This is a genomic window from Paraglaciecola algarum, assembly GCF_021532655.1.
Lineage (GTDB): Bacteria > Pseudomonadota > Gammaproteobacteria > Enterobacterales > Alteromonadaceae > Paraglaciecola > Paraglaciecola algarum.
Genome location: NZ_JAKGAS010000001.1, coordinates 241,378 through 258,490, shown reverse-complemented (window position 1 = coordinate 258,490; position 17,113 = coordinate 241,378). Strand labels below are relative to the sequence as shown.

The 17,113-nt window shown below is 38.2% G+C and carries 15 protein-coding genes and 2 tRNA genes; 9 read left to right on the top strand and 8 right to left on the bottom strand.

The genetic code is table 11. The features are described 5' to 3' along the window. Window positions 1-11: 11 nt before the first annotated feature. Window positions 12-1,370 carry a dicarboxylate/amino acid:cation symporter gene (locus tag L0668_RS01115; RefSeq protein ID WP_235310217.1) on the top strand — a complete coding sequence of 453 codons (1,359 nt, stop codon included), beginning with the start codon at window positions 12-14 and terminating at the stop codon, window positions 1,368-1,370. Between the two features lie 165 nt (window positions 1,371-1,535). On the opposite strand, the gene lolE is transcribed toward L0668_RS01115, so the two are convergent. The 7 genes from lolE to dnaQ form a co-directional block, all read right to left on the bottom strand. Next, a complete protein-coding gene (gene lolE, locus L0668_RS01110) occupies window positions 1,536-2,771 on the bottom strand; it encodes a lipoprotein-releasing ABC transporter permease subunit LolE (protein WP_235310216.1) in 1,236 nt (411 codons plus the stop codon). After that, the gene (gene lolD / locus L0668_RS01105) at window positions 2,771-3,469 is read right to left on the bottom strand and encodes a lipoprotein-releasing ABC transporter ATP-binding protein LolD (RefSeq protein ID WP_235310215.1); all 699 of its coding nucleotides are present in this window, start codon (window positions 3,467-3,469) and stop codon (window positions 2,771-2,773) included. Before lolD ends, lolE begins: the two co-directional genes overlap by 1 nt. 9 nt (window positions 3,470-3,478) lie before the next feature. After that, complete coding sequence (locus tag L0668_RS01100) at window positions 3,479-4,558, bottom strand: CNNM domain-containing protein (protein ID WP_235310214.1); 1,080 nt, start codon at window positions 4,556-4,558, stop codon at window positions 3,479-3,481. Between the two features lie 122 nt (window positions 4,559-4,680). Then, window positions 4,681-4,757: transfer RNA gene (locus tag L0668_RS01095), tRNA-Asp, on the bottom strand. Window positions 4,758-4,840: 83 nt separating this feature from the next. Beyond that, window positions 4,841-4,917, bottom strand: a tRNA-Asp gene (locus L0668_RS01090). A 211-nt stretch (window positions 4,918-5,128) separates the two neighbouring features. Beyond that, window positions 5,129-6,682: a TIGR03503 family protein gene (locus L0668_RS01085; protein WP_235310213.1), complete on the bottom strand. Its 1,554-nt coding sequence runs from the start codon at window positions 6,680-6,682 to the stop codon at window positions 5,129-5,131. A gap of 26 nt (window positions 6,683-6,708) precedes the next feature. Further along, entirely contained in the window at window positions 6,709-7,416 is a 708-nt protein-coding gene (dnaQ, locus tag L0668_RS01080; protein WP_235310212.1) for a DNA polymerase III subunit epsilon, read from the bottom strand. Window positions 7,417-7,575: 159 nt separating this feature from the next. Here dnaQ and rnhA point away from each other — a divergent pair, with 159 nt between their 5' ends. After that, complete coding sequence (gene rnhA / locus L0668_RS01075; protein ID WP_235310211.1) at window positions 7,576-8,037, top strand: ribonuclease HI; 462 nt, start codon at window positions 7,576-7,578, stop codon at window positions 8,035-8,037. 10 nt (window positions 8,038-8,047) lie between these two features. On the opposite strand, the gene L0668_RS01070 is transcribed toward rnhA, so the two are convergent. Continuing rightward, window positions 8,048-8,494 carry a GNAT family N-acetyltransferase gene (locus L0668_RS01070; RefSeq protein ID WP_235310210.1) on the bottom strand — a complete coding sequence of 149 codons (447 nt, stop codon included), beginning with the start codon at window positions 8,492-8,494 and terminating at the stop codon, window positions 8,048-8,050. A 96-nt stretch (window positions 8,495-8,590) separates the two neighbouring features. Here L0668_RS01070 and putP point away from each other — a divergent pair, with 96 nt between their 5' ends. The 7 genes from putP (at window position 8,591) to L0668_RS01035 (ending at window position 17,045) form a co-directional block, all read left to right on the top strand. After that, on the top strand, window positions 8,591-10,102 hold the full coding sequence (putP, locus tag L0668_RS01065; RefSeq protein WP_235310209.1) for a sodium/proline symporter PutP: 1,512 nt from the start codon (window positions 8,591-8,593) through the stop codon (window positions 10,100-10,102). Between the two features lie 104 nt (window positions 10,103-10,206). After that, a complete protein-coding gene (locus L0668_RS01060; RefSeq protein ID WP_235310208.1) occupies window positions 10,207-11,427 on the top strand; it encodes an EAL and HDOD domain-containing protein in 1,221 nt (406 codons plus the stop codon). Between the two features lie 162 nt (window positions 11,428-11,589). Then, the gene (gene cysD / locus L0668_RS01055) at window positions 11,590-12,504 is read left to right on the top strand and encodes a sulfate adenylyltransferase subunit CysD (protein WP_235310207.1); all 915 of its coding nucleotides are present in this window, start codon (window positions 11,590-11,592) and stop codon (window positions 12,502-12,504) included. After that, window positions 12,504-13,100: an adenylyl-sulfate kinase gene (gene cysC / locus L0668_RS01050; protein WP_235310206.1), complete on the top strand. Its 597-nt coding sequence runs from the start codon at window positions 12,504-12,506 to the stop codon at window positions 13,098-13,100. The genes cysD and cysC overlap by 1 nt, the downstream gene beginning before the upstream one ends. After that, a complete protein-coding gene (gene cysQ / locus L0668_RS01045; RefSeq protein ID WP_235310205.1) occupies window positions 13,100-13,888 on the top strand; it encodes a 3'(2'),5'-bisphosphate nucleotidase CysQ in 789 nt (262 codons plus the stop codon). Before cysC ends, cysQ begins: the two co-directional genes overlap by 1 nt. A gap of 2 nt (window positions 13,889-13,890) precedes the next feature. Next, a complete protein-coding gene (gene cysN, locus L0668_RS01040) occupies window positions 13,891-15,300 on the top strand; it encodes a sulfate adenylyltransferase subunit CysN (protein ID WP_235310204.1) in 1,410 nt (469 codons plus the stop codon). A 17-nt stretch (window positions 15,301-15,317) separates the two neighbouring features. Beyond that, window positions 15,318-17,045 (top strand): SLC13 family permease, encoded by a 1,728-nt coding sequence (locus tag L0668_RS01035; RefSeq protein WP_235310203.1) that lies wholly within the window; start codon window positions 15,318-15,320, stop codon window positions 17,043-17,045. Window positions 17,046-17,113 lie beyond the last annotated feature (68 nt).

Here is a 17,113-nt window from a genome sequence, read left to right as displayed (position 1 = left end):
TTAGGACATTCATGCCACAGTCAAGTCAAATTCAACCAAAAAAACTTGGTCTTACAGCTCGTATCTTTATCGGCATGATTGCCGGGATCGTTATAGGAGCTTTATTACAATGGTCATTTGATGATAGCGGAGATTTGTCATTTAGTGTATTCGGGTTACAAGTTTCCACGTATGGTATTTTGGTAGAAGGTATATTTAACGTCATCGGCGAGATATTTGTAGCCAGTTTAAAAATGTTAGTAGTACCACTGGTATTTGTTTCTTTAGTATGTGGTACCTCAAGTTTGTCTGACCCATCTAAATTAGGCCGTTTAGGTGGTAAATCAATCTTGTTGTATTTAGGAACTACTGCCATTGCTATTAGTTTAGCCGTTACATTTGCTTTAATTGTGGCACCAGGTGAAGGAGAAAGTTTACCATCACAAGCAACCTATGAAGCTAAAGAAGCGCCATCTTTAGGCCAAGTTATTATCAACATGATGCCTACCAATCCAATCAATGCAATGGCTGAAGGTAACATGTTACAAATTATAGTGTTTTCAGTTTTGTTTGGCATAGCTATGGCCATGACAGGAAACACAGGCAAAAGGTTAACCAACGTATTTGAAGATTTAAGTACGGTAATAATGAAACTCGTGACTATTTTGATGAATTTAGCCCCATATGGTGTATTTGTACTTATGGCTAAAATGTTCGCCACTGTAGATATAGACACCATTTTTAAGTTACTTAAATATTTCTTTTTGGTTATTTTTGTTCTTCTACTTCATGCATTTGTTTCTTACTCTGTTATCTTAAAGCTACTTAGCGGCCTTAATCCACTCATTTTATTTCGAAAAATGCGCGATGCGGCTTTATTCGCCTTTAGTACTTCAAGTAGCAGTGCAACTTTACCTATTACTATGGAAACAGCGACTAAAAAGCTAGGGGTGAAATCCAGCGTTGCTTCATTTACTGTGCCACTAGGCTCAACTATTAACATGGATGGTACGGCTATAATGCAAGGTGTTGCTACGGTTTTTATTGCCCAAGTTTATGCCGTTGATTTGACCTTAGCAGACTATTTAATGGTTATATTAACTGCTACTTTAGCCTCAGTCGGCACAGCAGGTGTACCAGGTGTAGGCTTAATTATGTTAGCCATGGTATTACAACAAGTGAATTTACCCGTAGAAGGCATCGCCTTAATCATAGGCGTAGATAGATTACTTGACATGACCCGCACAGCAGTCAACGTAACAGGCGACTGTATGGTGGCCTGTATAGTCGGTAAAAGTGAAAACGAATTTGATGCCGATGTATTTAATGACACAGACGCTGGCATTAAAGACGAAGAGGTAGACTTTAAACATTTAGACAAGAATAGCTAACGGGCTACGGGCTACGGGCTACGGGCTACGGGCTACGGGCTACGGGCTACGGGCTACGGGCTAAGTAAAAGTGTGTTGACCGTAATTTTACTGTCAAATAAAAACCCGACATATCACAGTGTTATGTTGCTTTTAAGCTAGCCGCTCGATACGCGCTGCTATTCTTTAGTGCCCCAACACCTGCGCTGGATTAATCCTTGCGGCTTTTATAGCTGGATATAAGGTTGCCAATATACTTAACACTAGTGCAATACCAGCTGTCATATACACTTCATTCCAATGTAATTCTGAGGGTAAAAAATCGATAAAATAGATATCACCGGATAAAAACTTCACTCCCAATAGGCTTTCTATAACATTAGCAATACTAGCCAAATTCATAGCTATGAACGCACCACTAACCACACCAAACAGTGTACCGATTAAGCCATTAAACGTACCTTGCAACATGAATACTAAAATAATCAGTCCATTTTTTGCACCCATGCTTTTTAACATGGCTATTTCACTTTGTTTTTCATTCACAGCCATTACTAAGGTCGAGACTATATTAAAACAAGCAACAGCAATCACTAGCGTTAAGGCGATGTAAACTACAGCTCTAACTAGTTGAATATCTTGATATAAATTGCCATCACTTATGGTCCAATTTGACATGTACACTTCAGGTTTGAGCTTAAAACCAATATCCCGAGTTAGCTGAGGTGCTTGAAAAGGATCACGATAACGGAGTCTAAAACCTTGGGCCCCCTGACTCACGTTTTGAGTTTTGGCCGCTAAAGACATTTTGATAAACCCAAGGTGATTACTCAATTCGCCGCCTAAATTTAAACTTGCCAATACAGTAAGTCTAACTATTTTAGGCGCAGTTAAACTTAGGTCGTTGGACATTTGTGGCAACAAAATTTGCACTTTATCGCCTACCTCAAGCTCTAACTTTTGCATAACACCTGAGCCTAAAAATATACCGCTTTCAATAGCTAAAAAATCCGCCCATGCTGTTTTAGAGACTAATGAAGGTAAGATCCCTTGTTCAGCCCAACGAGGATCTAATCCGGTAATTTCCACAGCTTTCATTTTATTGGCTTTTTGTAACATACCCGTTGCTTTAACGAAGGGTTCAACAAAAATCACTTCTGGGTGTTGCTGAAGTAAACTTAATTCATCTTGCCAATTTTCAATTCCCTGTGGATACACAGATTTAAATTCAGCATGAGGTATTATCGACAATAACTTATCTTTAAGCTCACGTTCAAAGCCGTTCATCACTGATAGCAGCACAATCAACACAAAACAGCCTAAACCTATGCCAAAAGTAGAGGACGCAGATATAAATGAAATAAATCCACTTTGGCGTTTATCTGAACGAAAACGCCACGCCAACAACCAAATTAAATGCATTAAAGTCCACCAGCACTTGAATTAGACTCGCTTAACACGCCGTCTACTAAACTTAAACTCCTATCCAAGCGACTTGCCAATTGATTATCATGGGTAACCACCACAAAGCTGGTTTGAGTTTGCTCTCGCAACTCAACTAATAATTGATAAATACTTTCACCGTTTTTGCGATCTAAATTCCCAGTTGGCTCATCTGCTAGTATCAGCTTAGGTTTTGTCACTAATGCCCGAGCAATAGCTACTCGTTGACGCTCTCCGCCCGATAACTCACTGGGCTTGTGGGTAGCTCGGTGACTCATACCTACTTTTTCTAACATGGCTAAAGCTAGGGCATTGGCTTGTTTGATTGGCTTTTTAGCAATAAATAAAGGCATAGCCACATTTTCTATGGCATTAAACTCTGGTAGTAAATGATGGAATTGATAAACAAAACCTAAAGATTGATTACGAAATTGTGCTTGTTGGTTTTGATTAAATTCAAAGATGTTTTGTTGTTCAAAACTCACACTACCTGAAGTAGGTATATCCAAGGCACCTAATAAATGTAATAGCGTACTTTTTCCCGAACCAGAACTGCCCACTATGGCAATTTGTTCAGCTTTGTTTACGGTAAAATTAATGTTTTTTAAAACAGTTACACTATTTTTACCATCGGTATATTCCTTACTTAAGTTAATACATTTAAGTAATTCAGTCATTTTTTAGGGTTATTCCTGGGGTTGTTTAAAGTCACTGGCTCGGGTTAACTTAGATAAACGTTTTTTATCACGACGTTTAGATAAAATATGCGCTAACTTGCGCATACTGACAACTTGATCACTTTCATCAATAATATCAACACCAAACAAGCTTTCTACTAAATCTTCTACGGTTAGTATTCCTTCTAGACCACCATATTCATCAACAATCAACAACATATTACCCCGTTTAGAATGTAAGGGTTGAAAGGCTTTCGTTAATGGCATGCTGCTTAAAATAGTCACCATATCCAGTCTAAAATCTACTAGTGGTTTATTCACATCGCCTTTGGCAAAAGCCAAAAGTAAATCACTTCGCAAAACATAACCGCTAATATTTTCCACTTCGTTTGATTCATAAACAGGGATCCGAGAAAAAGTCACGTCCATATGTTTTTGCATAAACTCTGACAACAACATATCTTCAGATACAGAAAAGATCACTGTTCTATGAGTCATGCTTTCTTTAACTTTAATTTGATTTAAATTAAGTAAATTCTGCATCACAGTAGCTTCGCGAGCGGCTAATTGACCTTCTTCTAAAGACAAAGCGGCCATGGCTGATAACTCTTCTCTGTTTAAACCTTTTAGTGGAGATTCGTCATGCATTTTAGACGTTAGTTTTTGTGCCATTTTAACCAATGGATACAACACAATAATCAGGTATTTTAAAAAGAAAGCTGTCACTGGGGCTAATTGTCGCCAATAAGTGGCCCCTAAGGTTTTAGGAATGATTTCGGAAAACACTAAAATAAGTAAGGTTAAAATAGCCGAGGCAAGACCTAAATAGGCATCACCAAATACTACCGCGGCTTGAGCCCCAGCTCCAGCGGCCCCCATAGTATGGGCGATAGTATTTAAACTTAATATAGCGGCCAGAGGCTGGTTGATGTCATTGACTTGTTTAGCCAATAATTCCCCTGAAGCATTTTCATTTTTTCGTAATACAGAAATATAAGCGGGTGAAACACTGAGGATCACAGCTTCAGCCACTGAACAAACAAAAGAAAACCCTAAGGCAATAAATATATAAAGCAGTAAAAGCAACATTTAGCTGTTATCTCAATCCTTGAAGACAAGAATACTATTAAAATAATTGGGCTAATCATATCAAAAACAATTTTGATAACGTAGAAATAAAATAGAGGGAATAAAAAGAATTGTGAATTTAATGGCGGAGTGGACGAGACTCGAACTCGCGACCCCCGGCGTGACAGGCCGGTATTCTAACCAACTGAACTACCACTCCAGCCGTAATCAAAACTTTTACTAAACATTCATGTATTTAAATAGATAAACTCAAAATATTCAGTAAAATAATACTGTTAAAGTTGGCGGAGTGGACGAGACTCGAACTCGCGACCCCCGGCGTGACAGGCCGGTATTCTAACCAACTGAACTACCACTCCACAATCTTTAATAATATCATGCAGTTAGAAGAAAAATACTAGATACCCCTCCTCAACCGCGGCGCAGATAATACGGGTTCCCCTAGGTTGAGTCAATAGCTTTTTTAGCTAAAATTACGTTATTAAGATTGATTGCTTGAGTATTAACCAATTACGCCTATTTTTGTGGCTATTAAGGGAGTAATTCAGCTAAATATCTATCGCACCCACATTAATCTTTTGGCAGTGATAAATCTTTAAAGCCAGAATCAAGCTGCTTAGTATCTTCAGGTTGTTTATTTGGTTCTGAAGGAGCTACTGTGACTTGTTTGGGTTTACGTTTGAACAATTTGGCAAAAAAGCCAAGTTTAACCTCGGAGTCGGTTGGCTCCTTGACTGTTTCGGAAGAAGCTTCCGAACCAACTTTTTTCTTGAATGAAAAACGAATCTTTTTATCACTAGTAATAAGCCAAATTAATCCGCCACCTACTATGAGTAAAAATAGATTAATACCGACAATTAAAGATACTAAGGTAGAGTTAGACATACCTTCATCTACAGGAACGGCGAGCGCTGGCTCAATCGTTTTTTCGTTTTGGACTTCTTGAGGTGAAATAACATCAGGGCTTGTAGCTTGTCCATTCGTCTGTTTGGGCACTGGCTTTGGCTCTTCCACTAAAAACGAATATTCTGGAACGTCTAAAATGAACTCACGACCATCCAGGGTACTGCCAAAAGCCGTCAGTTTGACTCGATAAATACCAAAATCAAAATGTATAATGTCATGTTCTCTAACATTGTCTGACATATCAGTAATAGAGAAGTTTTGAATATCTCCATTCGGATAACGCACTTTACCGTCAATTAATAAGGTAGATATATTTATATACTCTCTGTCTCCATCCACCTTTAACTTATGGTAACCACCTGTGCCATCGTCCACATCAACACTTATGTTAATAGGGTTGGGCAGTAACATAATATTAGGATCCACCTGCTCTCTAGAATACATAGGGGTCGACACTTTAAAGGTAGGGATCCACTCGCCATCGGGCACAGCCAAGTTAAATTGCCCGGTAAACACCCCATCTAAAGGCGTTTCGTCCATGCCTTTACCATTATCTTGAAATGTAGCGATAATTTTTGGATCTGCGCCAAAATTATTGTAATTGGGGTTATTAGTACTAGACAAAGAAATGACTAACTCAACCACGTCTCGAAAAGCTGTGTAGTCGATAGGTTCACCATCATTAGTTAGATAGGCAGTTTGCTTGAGGATTTCTCCAGAAAATATTGTTGAGGGAAGTTTTTCTGCATGTAATGCCAGTTCGCTAATGACCATCACTCGACTATTCGGCGATATATTTCCTACAGCCTGCCAGGGGCCAATTGCCGGATTTTTGATGCTAATCATGTCGTAGGTACTAGTGTCGTACCAAAAAATACTTTCGCCATCTGCGGTGGCCTGAAAAATTTTGGAACCATCTGGTTGTACTAATACTATGGGGCTTGAGCCGTATTCACGGAAAAACACCATAGTAATTTCATCCACCTCAAAGTCTATTCTAAAGCGGTTTTGTAATAACGAGATACTATTATGATACTTATTCCCCAACTGAGTAATCGGAGAGACTTCTTTTTCGTTAGGTGCAGGAGTTGGCAATTCTTGTGAAGCTTTTGTCGCGCTAGTTTGCACCGTCAGTGGGACTAAACTTATTGAATAACAAACATGACTAAAACACATCAAGCATATACCAATGTAAATTAGTAATTGTTTTTTATTCATATTTTAATAAATCCACTTATCTTTGGTTATTGACGCCAAAGGCAACTGCCACCTTCTTTCGCCACGACATCTAAACGACTTTCATGCTGTACTAATTCATCGGCTGTTGCCCGCACAATCTTTAATGGATTTCTGCTTGCTGACAATCGTCGGATGGTTTCAACTTGTAGACCACCTTCTCCGCTTGCTTGGCCACTAAGGTTTAAGTCTGTTTGGCCGCCTGTCATCATTAGGTATACGTCAGCTAAAATTTCCGCATCTAATAAGGCGCCATGTTTTTCTCGGTGAGAGTTATCAATACCGTAACGACGGCACAAAGCATCTAGATTGTTTTTTTGCCCTGGATGAATTTGTCTAGCTAAATCTAAAGTATCTAGTACTGTGCATATGTCAGCGGTTTTAATTTCTGCTATGCCGCGCAATTTGGCAAACTCATGATCCATAAACCCCACATCAAATGGTGCGTTATGGATCACTAACTGCCCTCCTTTAATAAAGTCTATAAACTCTTGAGCAATATTTCTAAACACTGGTTTGTCGGTTAAATATTCATTGGTAATGCCATGAACCTCAATGGCTTCCTGTTCGACTAAACGTTCTGGATTGATATAAACATGAAAGGTATTACCCGTTAATCGGCGATTAATTAACTCAACACAGCCAACTTCAATGATACGGTGACCTTGTCTAGGATCTATGCCGGTTGTTTCAGTATCTAATACAATTTGTCTCATTTATTACTCATATATTTGTTAACTAAAATGACTCATTACTTTCGGCGTTCGATGGCAAGCTGACTTTAAAACTCAGTATACCAGCCAAACAAATAACTTAGTGTGATTGTTATTAAACAACATTATACTGCCGTTAATCATAAACTTTCGTACAAATAGATGAAAAAAATAGATATTTTTACTGATGGATCTTGTTTAGGCAACCCAGGACCAGGGGGTTATGGCGCGGTATTAGTTTTTGATAAACACCGAAAAGAACTTAGCCAAGGGTTTAAACACACTACAAACAATAGAATGGAGCTATTGGCCACTATCGAGGCATTGGCATGTTTAACAGAGCCTTGCGTGGTAAATCTAACCACTGATAGTCAATATGTAAAAAATGGCATAAATCAGTGGATCAATGGTTGGAAAAAAAATGGTTGGAAAACTTCCGCCAAAAAACCAGTGAAAAATGTTGATTTATGGAAGCGTTTAGATGAACAGGTAGCTCAACATAAAGTTAGTTGGTTTTGGGTAAAAGGCCACTCTGGTCATCCTGAAAACGAAGCCTGTGACCAACTAGCTCGGCAAGCAGCTGAAGGTAAAAACTTAATAGAAGATACTGGCTTTTTAGATTAAGAGTAAACCCTCACGACTTGGTATAGAGCATACTTATGTGTTCTATGCCACCATCATCATATGGCTCTCCATATTCCACAAAACCTAGTTGTCGATAAAACTCACAAGCATAGGTTTGTGACGACAACACTATGTTAAATTCAGCATAACTTTGGTTAATATCTGCCAACATCTGTTGCAGCATCATTTTACCAAAACCTTTACCTCTGGCTTGTTTTAGCAAAACAATTCTTTCTATTTTTATTTGCTTAGTCGATTCAATAGCGCGAACCCTACCATAACCTAGCAACAACTCTTGATCTTGCGGTTGTTTTAACAAATAGTGGATGGCACTTTGATCTAAACCATCTAAATCTTGGTAGATACTGTTTTGTTCAACAATAAATACATCTTGTCGTAATTTAGCAATAGCATAAATTTCATCTTGGGTAAGTTGGACAAAGGTCTTTGAAATCATAAGCAAATTTGAAGTGAGTAGCGATCTATTGTTAGCATACGGCAGTGATAGATTTTATGCACTCAAATTAATTCCCCCCATAGTTAGGAGCATTCCATGGATATTTTTACCATTATCTCGCTAAGCCTATATTTCATTGTTATGTTAGGCATAGGTTTATACTCATTCAAACAATCTAGCTCAGATGTTGAAGGCTATATGTTAGGGGGAAGAAACTTAAGCCCTAAAGTCACCGCATTGTCGGCTGGCGCTTCAGATATGAGTGGTTGGATGTTGATGGGTATCCCAGGGGCTATGTATGTATCAGGTTTATCTAGTGCTTGGATTGCTATTGGTTTAGTAATTGGCGCATTTTTAAACTACTTATGGGTTGCCCCACGACTTAGGATCTATACAGAGCTTGCCAAAAATGCGATTACTATTCCCGATTATTTTGAAAACCGTTTTAATGATACCAGCCATAGTTTACGCATTCTTTCTTCTATTGTGATTGTGATATTTTTTACTTTATACACCTCATCGGGTGTGGTTGCAGGTGGTAAATTGTTTGAATCATCGTTTGGTTTAAGTTACGAAATAGGCTTATATGCTACCGCTGGTGTAGTGGTTGCCTATACCTTACTTGGCGGTTTTATGGCGGTGAGTATGACTGACTTTGTACAGGGCTGCATTATGTTTATATCACTCATACTTGTACCTGTAGTTGTGCTATTTGACTTAGATGGTTTTTCAGGTGTGGCCAATCAATTAAACACGCTAGATGGCAATTATTTAAATTTCTTTGAAAATGCTTCAAACGGCCAAACCATGTCATTAATTGGCATTATTTCATTATTATCATGGGGCTTAGGCTATTTTGGTCAACCTCATATTATTGTGCGTTTTATGGCAATTCGCTCGGTGAAAGAAATAAAAGTAGCTCGCAGAATTGGCATTACTTGGATGGTCGTTTCAATCATAGGTGCGCTAGCGACAGGTTTAGTGGGACTGGCATATATCACTAAAACACAAAGTACATTAAACGACCCAGAAACTATATTTATTTATCTCTCACAAATTTTATTTCATCCACTGATCACTGGTTTTTTACTTGGCGCCATATTAGCAGCGATCATGAGTACCATATCTTCGCAACTGTTAGTCACCTCAAGCTCCTTGACTGGTGATTTTTATCAGGCTTTTTTGCGTAAAGATGCATCACAAAAAGAATTGGTTATAGCCGGTCGTGTATCTGTTGTGGCAGTCGCACTAGTGGCCATCTATTTAGCCTACGATCGAGATAGCACCATACTTGATTTAGTGAGTAATGCATGGGCTGGATTTGGCGCTGCTTTTGGACCGGTTATTTTATTTAGTCTATTTTGGAAAAGAATGACCAAGTTATCAGCCTTATTAGGTATGTTATTTGGCGCAGTAACAGTATTAATTTGGATTTATGCACCTTTAGAAATAGACGGCCAAAGCTTAAGTAGCTGGATATATGAGATTGTGCCAGGGTTTATCGTGTCGAGTATAACTATTGTTGTGATTAGTTTACGAACAACACAATCAGACCAAAGCATATCTTCGACGTTTGATAAAGTAACGCAAAGTGTAAAATCACTATGAGTTAGACTTTAGTCTGATATCTCAATATTAATAGATGATTTAATTGCAACTATTTAACCTAATGGTTAGTGTAACTTTCTGACCTGTTATGCAAGGGTATAATTTTGAGTTTTTACGCAGCTAGACAACCGATTTTAGATAATAAACAAAATTTATTTGCTTATGAATTATTGTATCGTGAAAGCCTAAAAAATATTTTCCCTGAGATCAATGATGACCAAGCTACGGCAAAGTTAATAGAGGGGTTGCAGTTTAATTTAGGGCTAGAAACCTTAACTCAAGACTCAATGGCTTTTATTAACTTTACCCATAGTTCTTTATTGGAAGGTTATCCCCTTCTACTACCTAAAGAAAAAATTGTGGTTGAGATACTTGAAACGGCTAAGCCTAGTAAAAAACTACTCAATGCCTGCATTGAATTAAAGGAAAAAGGTTACATCATTGCTCTAGACGACTACGAACACAGCAATGTTTGGGTGCACTTTTTTCCCTATATAGATATTATCAAACTAGATTATAGTTTAACCAATGAAGCTCAGTTTCAACAAATATTAACAGCTATTAAGCCATTTCCTCAAATAAAGCTATTAGCTGAAAAAATTGAAACCCATGCTGAGTACCAACACGCTATTAACTTAGGCTGTGATTACTTTCAAGGTTACTTTTTTAGCCGGCCGGAAGTCATAAAATCGGTAGCTTTCAACCCAGTGCAAATGTCTGTTATCAAACTAATGGCTGAAATGAACAAACCTGAGCCAAATATCAATATTGTTACTTCAATATTTGAGGCTGAGGTCAGTTTATCTTTCAAGTTATTACGCTATCTGCAGTCCCCAATTTTTAAACGTCGAAAAGAAATCGAAACCATCAAACAAGCGACTATCATTCTAGGTAATGAAGAATTAAAACGTTTTGTATCCTTATTATTTACAGCCCAATTTTCAGACAATAAACCAGAACAATTATCCGTTATGAGCTTAGCTAGAGCTAGATTTTGTGAATTAATGGTACAAACTCACATATTAAAAGGAGTGGAATCCTCTGCATTTTTAGTTGGTTTATTATCACTGATTGATGCTTTAGTGGATGCAGATATTAACGAGTTAATGGATATATTGCCTTTATCTTCTGAAATAAAAGAAGCTATAGTCAAGCGTCAAGGTGCATCTGCTAACTTACTCCAATTATGTGAAATGTTCGAAGACGCAGACTGGCAAAAAATTGAAACCTATTGTCAAAACATCAATATTAACCCAGACAAAACTAGTGAGCTTTTTCAACAATCTTTGTTGTGGGCAAGTGAACGTATTAAGGCCATGCAATAACCTCTAATTTCCCCATAATTTTTATTAAATTAAAAATACTCATTAAATAGTTCAAAATGCTAAGAGTTAGTTCAAATAGATATACCCAGCTCAGATTATTTTTGATATCGTTCTATATATAGAATCTTTTAATATAAACCACAAACTTTTCGCGAGAGAGACATGCCTAACTCAATATCAACTGTGACTCATTTAAAACAACTTGAAGCTGAAAGTATCCATATTTTCCGCGAAGTAGCTGCCGAATTTGACAACCCAGTGATGCTTTACTCTGTAGGTAAAGACTCTTCTGTTTTACTACATTTAGCCCGTAAAGCTTTCGCTCCAGGTAAAATTCCGTTTCCATTATTACATGTGGATACCACTTGGAAATTTCATGAAATGATTGAATTTCGCGACCAAATGGCCAAAAAACATGATTTAAACCTTCTGGTTCATATTAACCCGGATGGTCTTAAAATGAATGTTGGTCCATTTACCCACGGCAGTGCTAAACACACAGACATAATGAAAACCGCAGGTTTGAAACAAGCGTTAAATCATTATAAGTTTGATGCAGCCTTTGGCGGAGCTAGACGTGATGAAGAAAAATCACGAGCAAAAGAGCGTGTTTATTCATTTCGTGATGACAATCACAGATGGGATCCTAAAAATCAACGTCCTGAATTATGGAATATTTACAATTCACAAATTAATAAAGGTGAAAGTATCCGTGTATTCCCAATGTCAAACTGGACTGAGCTAGACATCTGGCAATATATATATATGGAAGGTATCGAGATCCCATCTTTGTACTTAGCTAAACCTCGCCCTGTTGTTGAAAGAGACGGTGTGTTGATTATGGTAGACGACGAACGTATGCCGTTAGAAGAAGGCGAAACGCCTGAAATGAAGTCAGTTAGATTCCGTACTTTAGGTTGTTACCCGCTGACCGGCGCGGTTGAATCAACGGCCGCCACTTTGCCAGAAGTTATCCAAGAAATGTTGTTAACTAAAACTTCTGAACGTCAAGGCCGTGTTATTGACCACGATTCTTCTGGTTCAATGGAGAAGAAAAAGATGGAAGGGTACTTCTAATGGCCACCAATATTGTTTGGCATCAACATGAAGTAGATAAGGCTAGACGCGCCCAAGCTAAAAACCAAAAACCTTGTGTTTTGTGGTTAACCGGTTTAAGTGGCTCTGGTAAATCTACTATAGCTAATTTACTTGAAAAAAAGCTAGCTGAACACGACAAACACACCTATTTATTAGACGGCGACAATGTACGTCATGGTTTATGTGGTGACTTAGGCTTTAGTGATAAAGACAGAGTAGAAAATATTCGACGTATTGGCGAAGTGGCTAAGTTGTTTGTCGATGCAGGAACTGTTGTGATTACCGCTTTTATTTCACCTTTTAAAAGTGAAAGAGATTATTGCCGCAACTTGTTAGAGTCTTCCGAGTTTGTTGAAATTTTTATTGATACACCACTAGCAGAGTGTGAAAAACGCGACCCTAAGGGTTTGTATCAAAAAGCCAGAAAAGGCGACATAAAAGACTTTACCGGTATAGATTCTCCTTACGAAGCCCCTGAATCTCCAGAAATTACCTTAAGTTATTCAGGACAAACTGCTGAAGGGTCGGCAGAACAAATTTTTGAACAATTAAAAGCAAAGGGATTTATTGCCTAATGTTAACTGATTCCCTAATTCAAAGTATTATCGATATTAGCCACCAAGCTGGCGCAAAGATAATGGATATCTACCAGAAAGATTTTGCTATTTATGAAAAATCTGATGAAAGCCCATTAACTGAAGCTGACCTTGCTGCGCACAATTGTATTGAGGCTGGGCTTAAGTCTGTCTCAGATTTACCTATTCTGTCAGAAGAATCCGCTGATATTAGCTGGCAAGAACGAAGTAGCTGGCAAACATACTGGTTAGTTGACCCACTTGATGGCACTAAAGAGTTTATCAAAAAGAATGGTGAATTTACCGTAAACATAGCATTGATTGACAAAGGTGTGCCGGTGTTTGGCGTAGTATTTGCTCCCGTTTTAGAGCAAACCTATGTTGGCGTCTTAGGCCAAGGTGCTTATAAGATCACTGCCGATATTAAAGCCCCCATTTCGCCCAAAGCTCATACTGAGGGTGAAACTTGGAAAGTGGTTGGTAGTCGTTCTCATCAAAGTCCAGAGATCCAAGCTTTGCTTGAATCTCTATCTGGTGACACAGAATTAGTCGCCATGGGAAGTTCTTTGAAATTATGTTTAGTGGCTGAAGGTGCAGCGCACTTATACCCTAGATTAGGCCCTACATCTGAATGGGACACTGGCGCTGCGCAAGCTGTAGTTGAGGCTGCAGGTGGCAAAGTTACCATTATTGAAGATGCTAGCGATGCGTTAAAAGCAGATGCCGCACCTCTTAGATACAATCAAAAAGAATCCGTTTTAAACCCCTTTTTCTTAGTGAGTTGCTAATTATGAATAGCGAAAATACCTTATTACAGTCCGATATTTTGGGCTACCTAGACCAACATGAAAAGAAAGATATGTTGCGTTTTTTAACCTGTGGCAGCGTTGATGACGGCAAAAGTACCCTGATTGGCCGTTTGTTACATGATTCAAAAATGATTTTTGAAGACCAGTTAGCGGCTATTACCAAAGACAGTAAAAAAGTTGGTACGACTGGTGAAAAAGTGGATCTAGCCCTTTTGGTAGATGGCTTACAATCTGAGCGTGAGCAAGGCATCACAATTGATGTAGCTTACCGATATTTTTCTACTGACAAGCGTAAGTTTATTATCGCCGACACCCCAGGCCACGAACAATATACCCGTAACATGGTAACTGGCGCATCAACATGTGATGTGGCCATTATTTTGATTGATGCTAGAGCTGGGGTAAAAACCCAAACTCGTAGGCACTCCTTTTTAGTTTCTTTATTAGGTATCAAACACGTTGTAGTTGCCGTTAATAAGATGGATCTAATGGAATATAGCGAGTCAGTTTATGAAGAAATCAAAGCTGATTATTTAGAGTTTTCTAAACAATTAGAGATCCCAGATATTCAATTTATTCCTTTATCAGCTCTTGAAGGCGATAACGTAGTCAACATCAGTGAACATACTCCTTGGTATCAAGGGGAAACTCTGATGAAGATGTTGGAAAACATCGAAATAGACAAAGATTTCAATTTAGATGACTTCCGTTTCCCTGTGCAATATGTCAACCGTCCTAACCTAAACTTTAGAGGCTTTGCCGGGACTGTTGTGTCGGGTCAAATTAAACCTGGTGACAGTGTTACAGCTTTGCCATCTGGTAAACAATCTAAGGTAAAAGCGATTGTCAACTTTGAGGGCGAACAAGAAACAGCATACGTACCATTAACCACCACTTTAACTTTAGAAGACGAGATTGATATTTCTCGTGGTGACATGATTGTTAAGAGCGATAATCTACCTTTACATTCAAATACTTATGTGACGAATTTAGTTTGGATGGACGAAGAGCCATTGATGCCTCATAAGCAATACGGATTTAAATTTGCCACTAAATTTGTACCTGGTAGCGTGACTGATATTGATTATCAAATCGACGTTAACTCAATGGAGCACAAAGATGCGGTGCGTTTAGAGTTAAACGAAATTGCTGTGGGTAAAATAAAGTTAACTCAACCTGTTGCCTGCGACCCTTATACAAAAAATCGTACGACAGGTGCTTTTATCATTATTGATCGTCTAACCAATGGTACAGTTGGCGCAGGTATGATTATTGATGCGGCTGAAGAAAGCGCTTCTAAGTCTGAATTTTCAGAATTCGAACTTGAGTTTAATGCACTCGTTAGAAAGCACTTTCCACATTGGAATGCTAACGACATCACTAAACTATAAATACAAGATACTATTAAATGGATATTAATCAGTATCTTGTTTTAGCTATATTTGTTAGTACCATTTTGGCGCTTGTTTTAACCGACCAGCGCCCTTCCTTAATTTTTGCCACGTCACTTTTAGCTCTCATTGCTACTCAGCAATTAAAGATGGCAGACGTATTAATTAACTTTACCAACCAAGGATTAATAACACTTATCCTACTACTCTTGGTGAGCACTGCGGTTGATAAAACCTCCTTGATTAAGCGTTTAGGCAGAACACTGGTTACCGCTAATTTTAAAACCAGTTTTTGGCGATTATTTGGACTGACTTTTACCTCCTCTGCTTTATTAAATAACACAGCCATAGTGGCTAGCTTAATTGGTCCAGTTAAACAAAACCAATATCATCACGCTTCGCGCTTACTCATACCATTATCATATGCTGCCATATTAGGTGGTACAGTGACCTTAATTGGTACCTCTACTAACTTAATAGTCGATAGCTTTTTAATTGAGCATGGACACCCAGGTTTTAATTTTTGGGACTTTACTTTATACGGTTTAGTGGCCGGTTTAAGTTGTGGTTTATTAATGTTTTTAATGACTCCTTTTTTACCCACCATTGAAAATAAAAACAATCAATACAATAGTTATTTTATTGAAGCTGACGTTAGCAGTAGCTCTGAATTAGTAGGTAAAACCGTTGAAGAAAATCATTTACGCAATCTACCTGAGCTGTTTCTTATTGAAGTAGCACGAGATGGAAAACTCATCACCCCAATCAATCCTGACTTTGTGATCCATGCAGGTGATAAACTGATCTTTACTGGCAATGTACAAAATGTGGATAACCTAAGTCATATTAAAGGATTAAATTTATTTGCTGAATGTAGTGGACTGTTACGAGAAAACTTAACTGAAGTCATTATCTCTAATCGTGCGCCTATTATCGGTCAAACACTGAAAGTATTGGGCTTTAGAGCATTGTTTGACGCAGCAGTTGTCGCCATTAGGCGAGATGGTGAATCTTTATCAGGTAAGTTAGGCGAAATAAAATTACAAGCTGGAGATTTTTTATTATTGGCTACCGGCCCTGACTTTATGCAAAGACATAACCTAGCCAAAAACTTTTTTATATTATCTGAAAAGAAAATGACCACTAAACTCAGCCACAAGCAAGAATGGGTAACATTAGGTGGTTTTTTATTAACTGTGGCGTTAGCAGCAAGTTCGATTATTAGCTTAGTCACCGGTTTAGTGTTTTTTATGGCCGCTTTAGTCATAAGTGGCGTAACATCAAACAATGAAATTAAACGTAATATTCCATTAAACTTAATTATAGTCATAGTGGGCGCATTGAGTTTAGCCACCGCACTAGAAAAGGCGGGAGTCATTAGTTATGTTATGGAGCTAATTTATCCTTGGGCATCAACTGTCAGCCCTGTCTGGGCCTTAGTCGCTATTTATTTACTCACGTTAGTATTAACAGAATTAGTCACCAATAACGCAGCAGCAGCACTAATGTTCCCTTTTGCTTATGGATTAGTAGAAATATTAGGCGTGCCTTTAATGCCATTTGCCTTAGCTGTGGCGTTTGCCGCCAGCGCCAGTTTTATTTCACCCTACGGATATCAAACTAACCTTCTAGTATTTAGTGCAAGTAATTACAAATTTAAACATTTTATAAAGTTTGGATTACCTATTTCTGCTTGTTATTCAAGCATCGTATTAACCTTACTCACTTATACCTATGGTCTTTAAAGCGCCATAGGTTCATATCCTCTAGGATTAATCCTTCAATACCAGATAGGGTATTGTAACATTCGGTA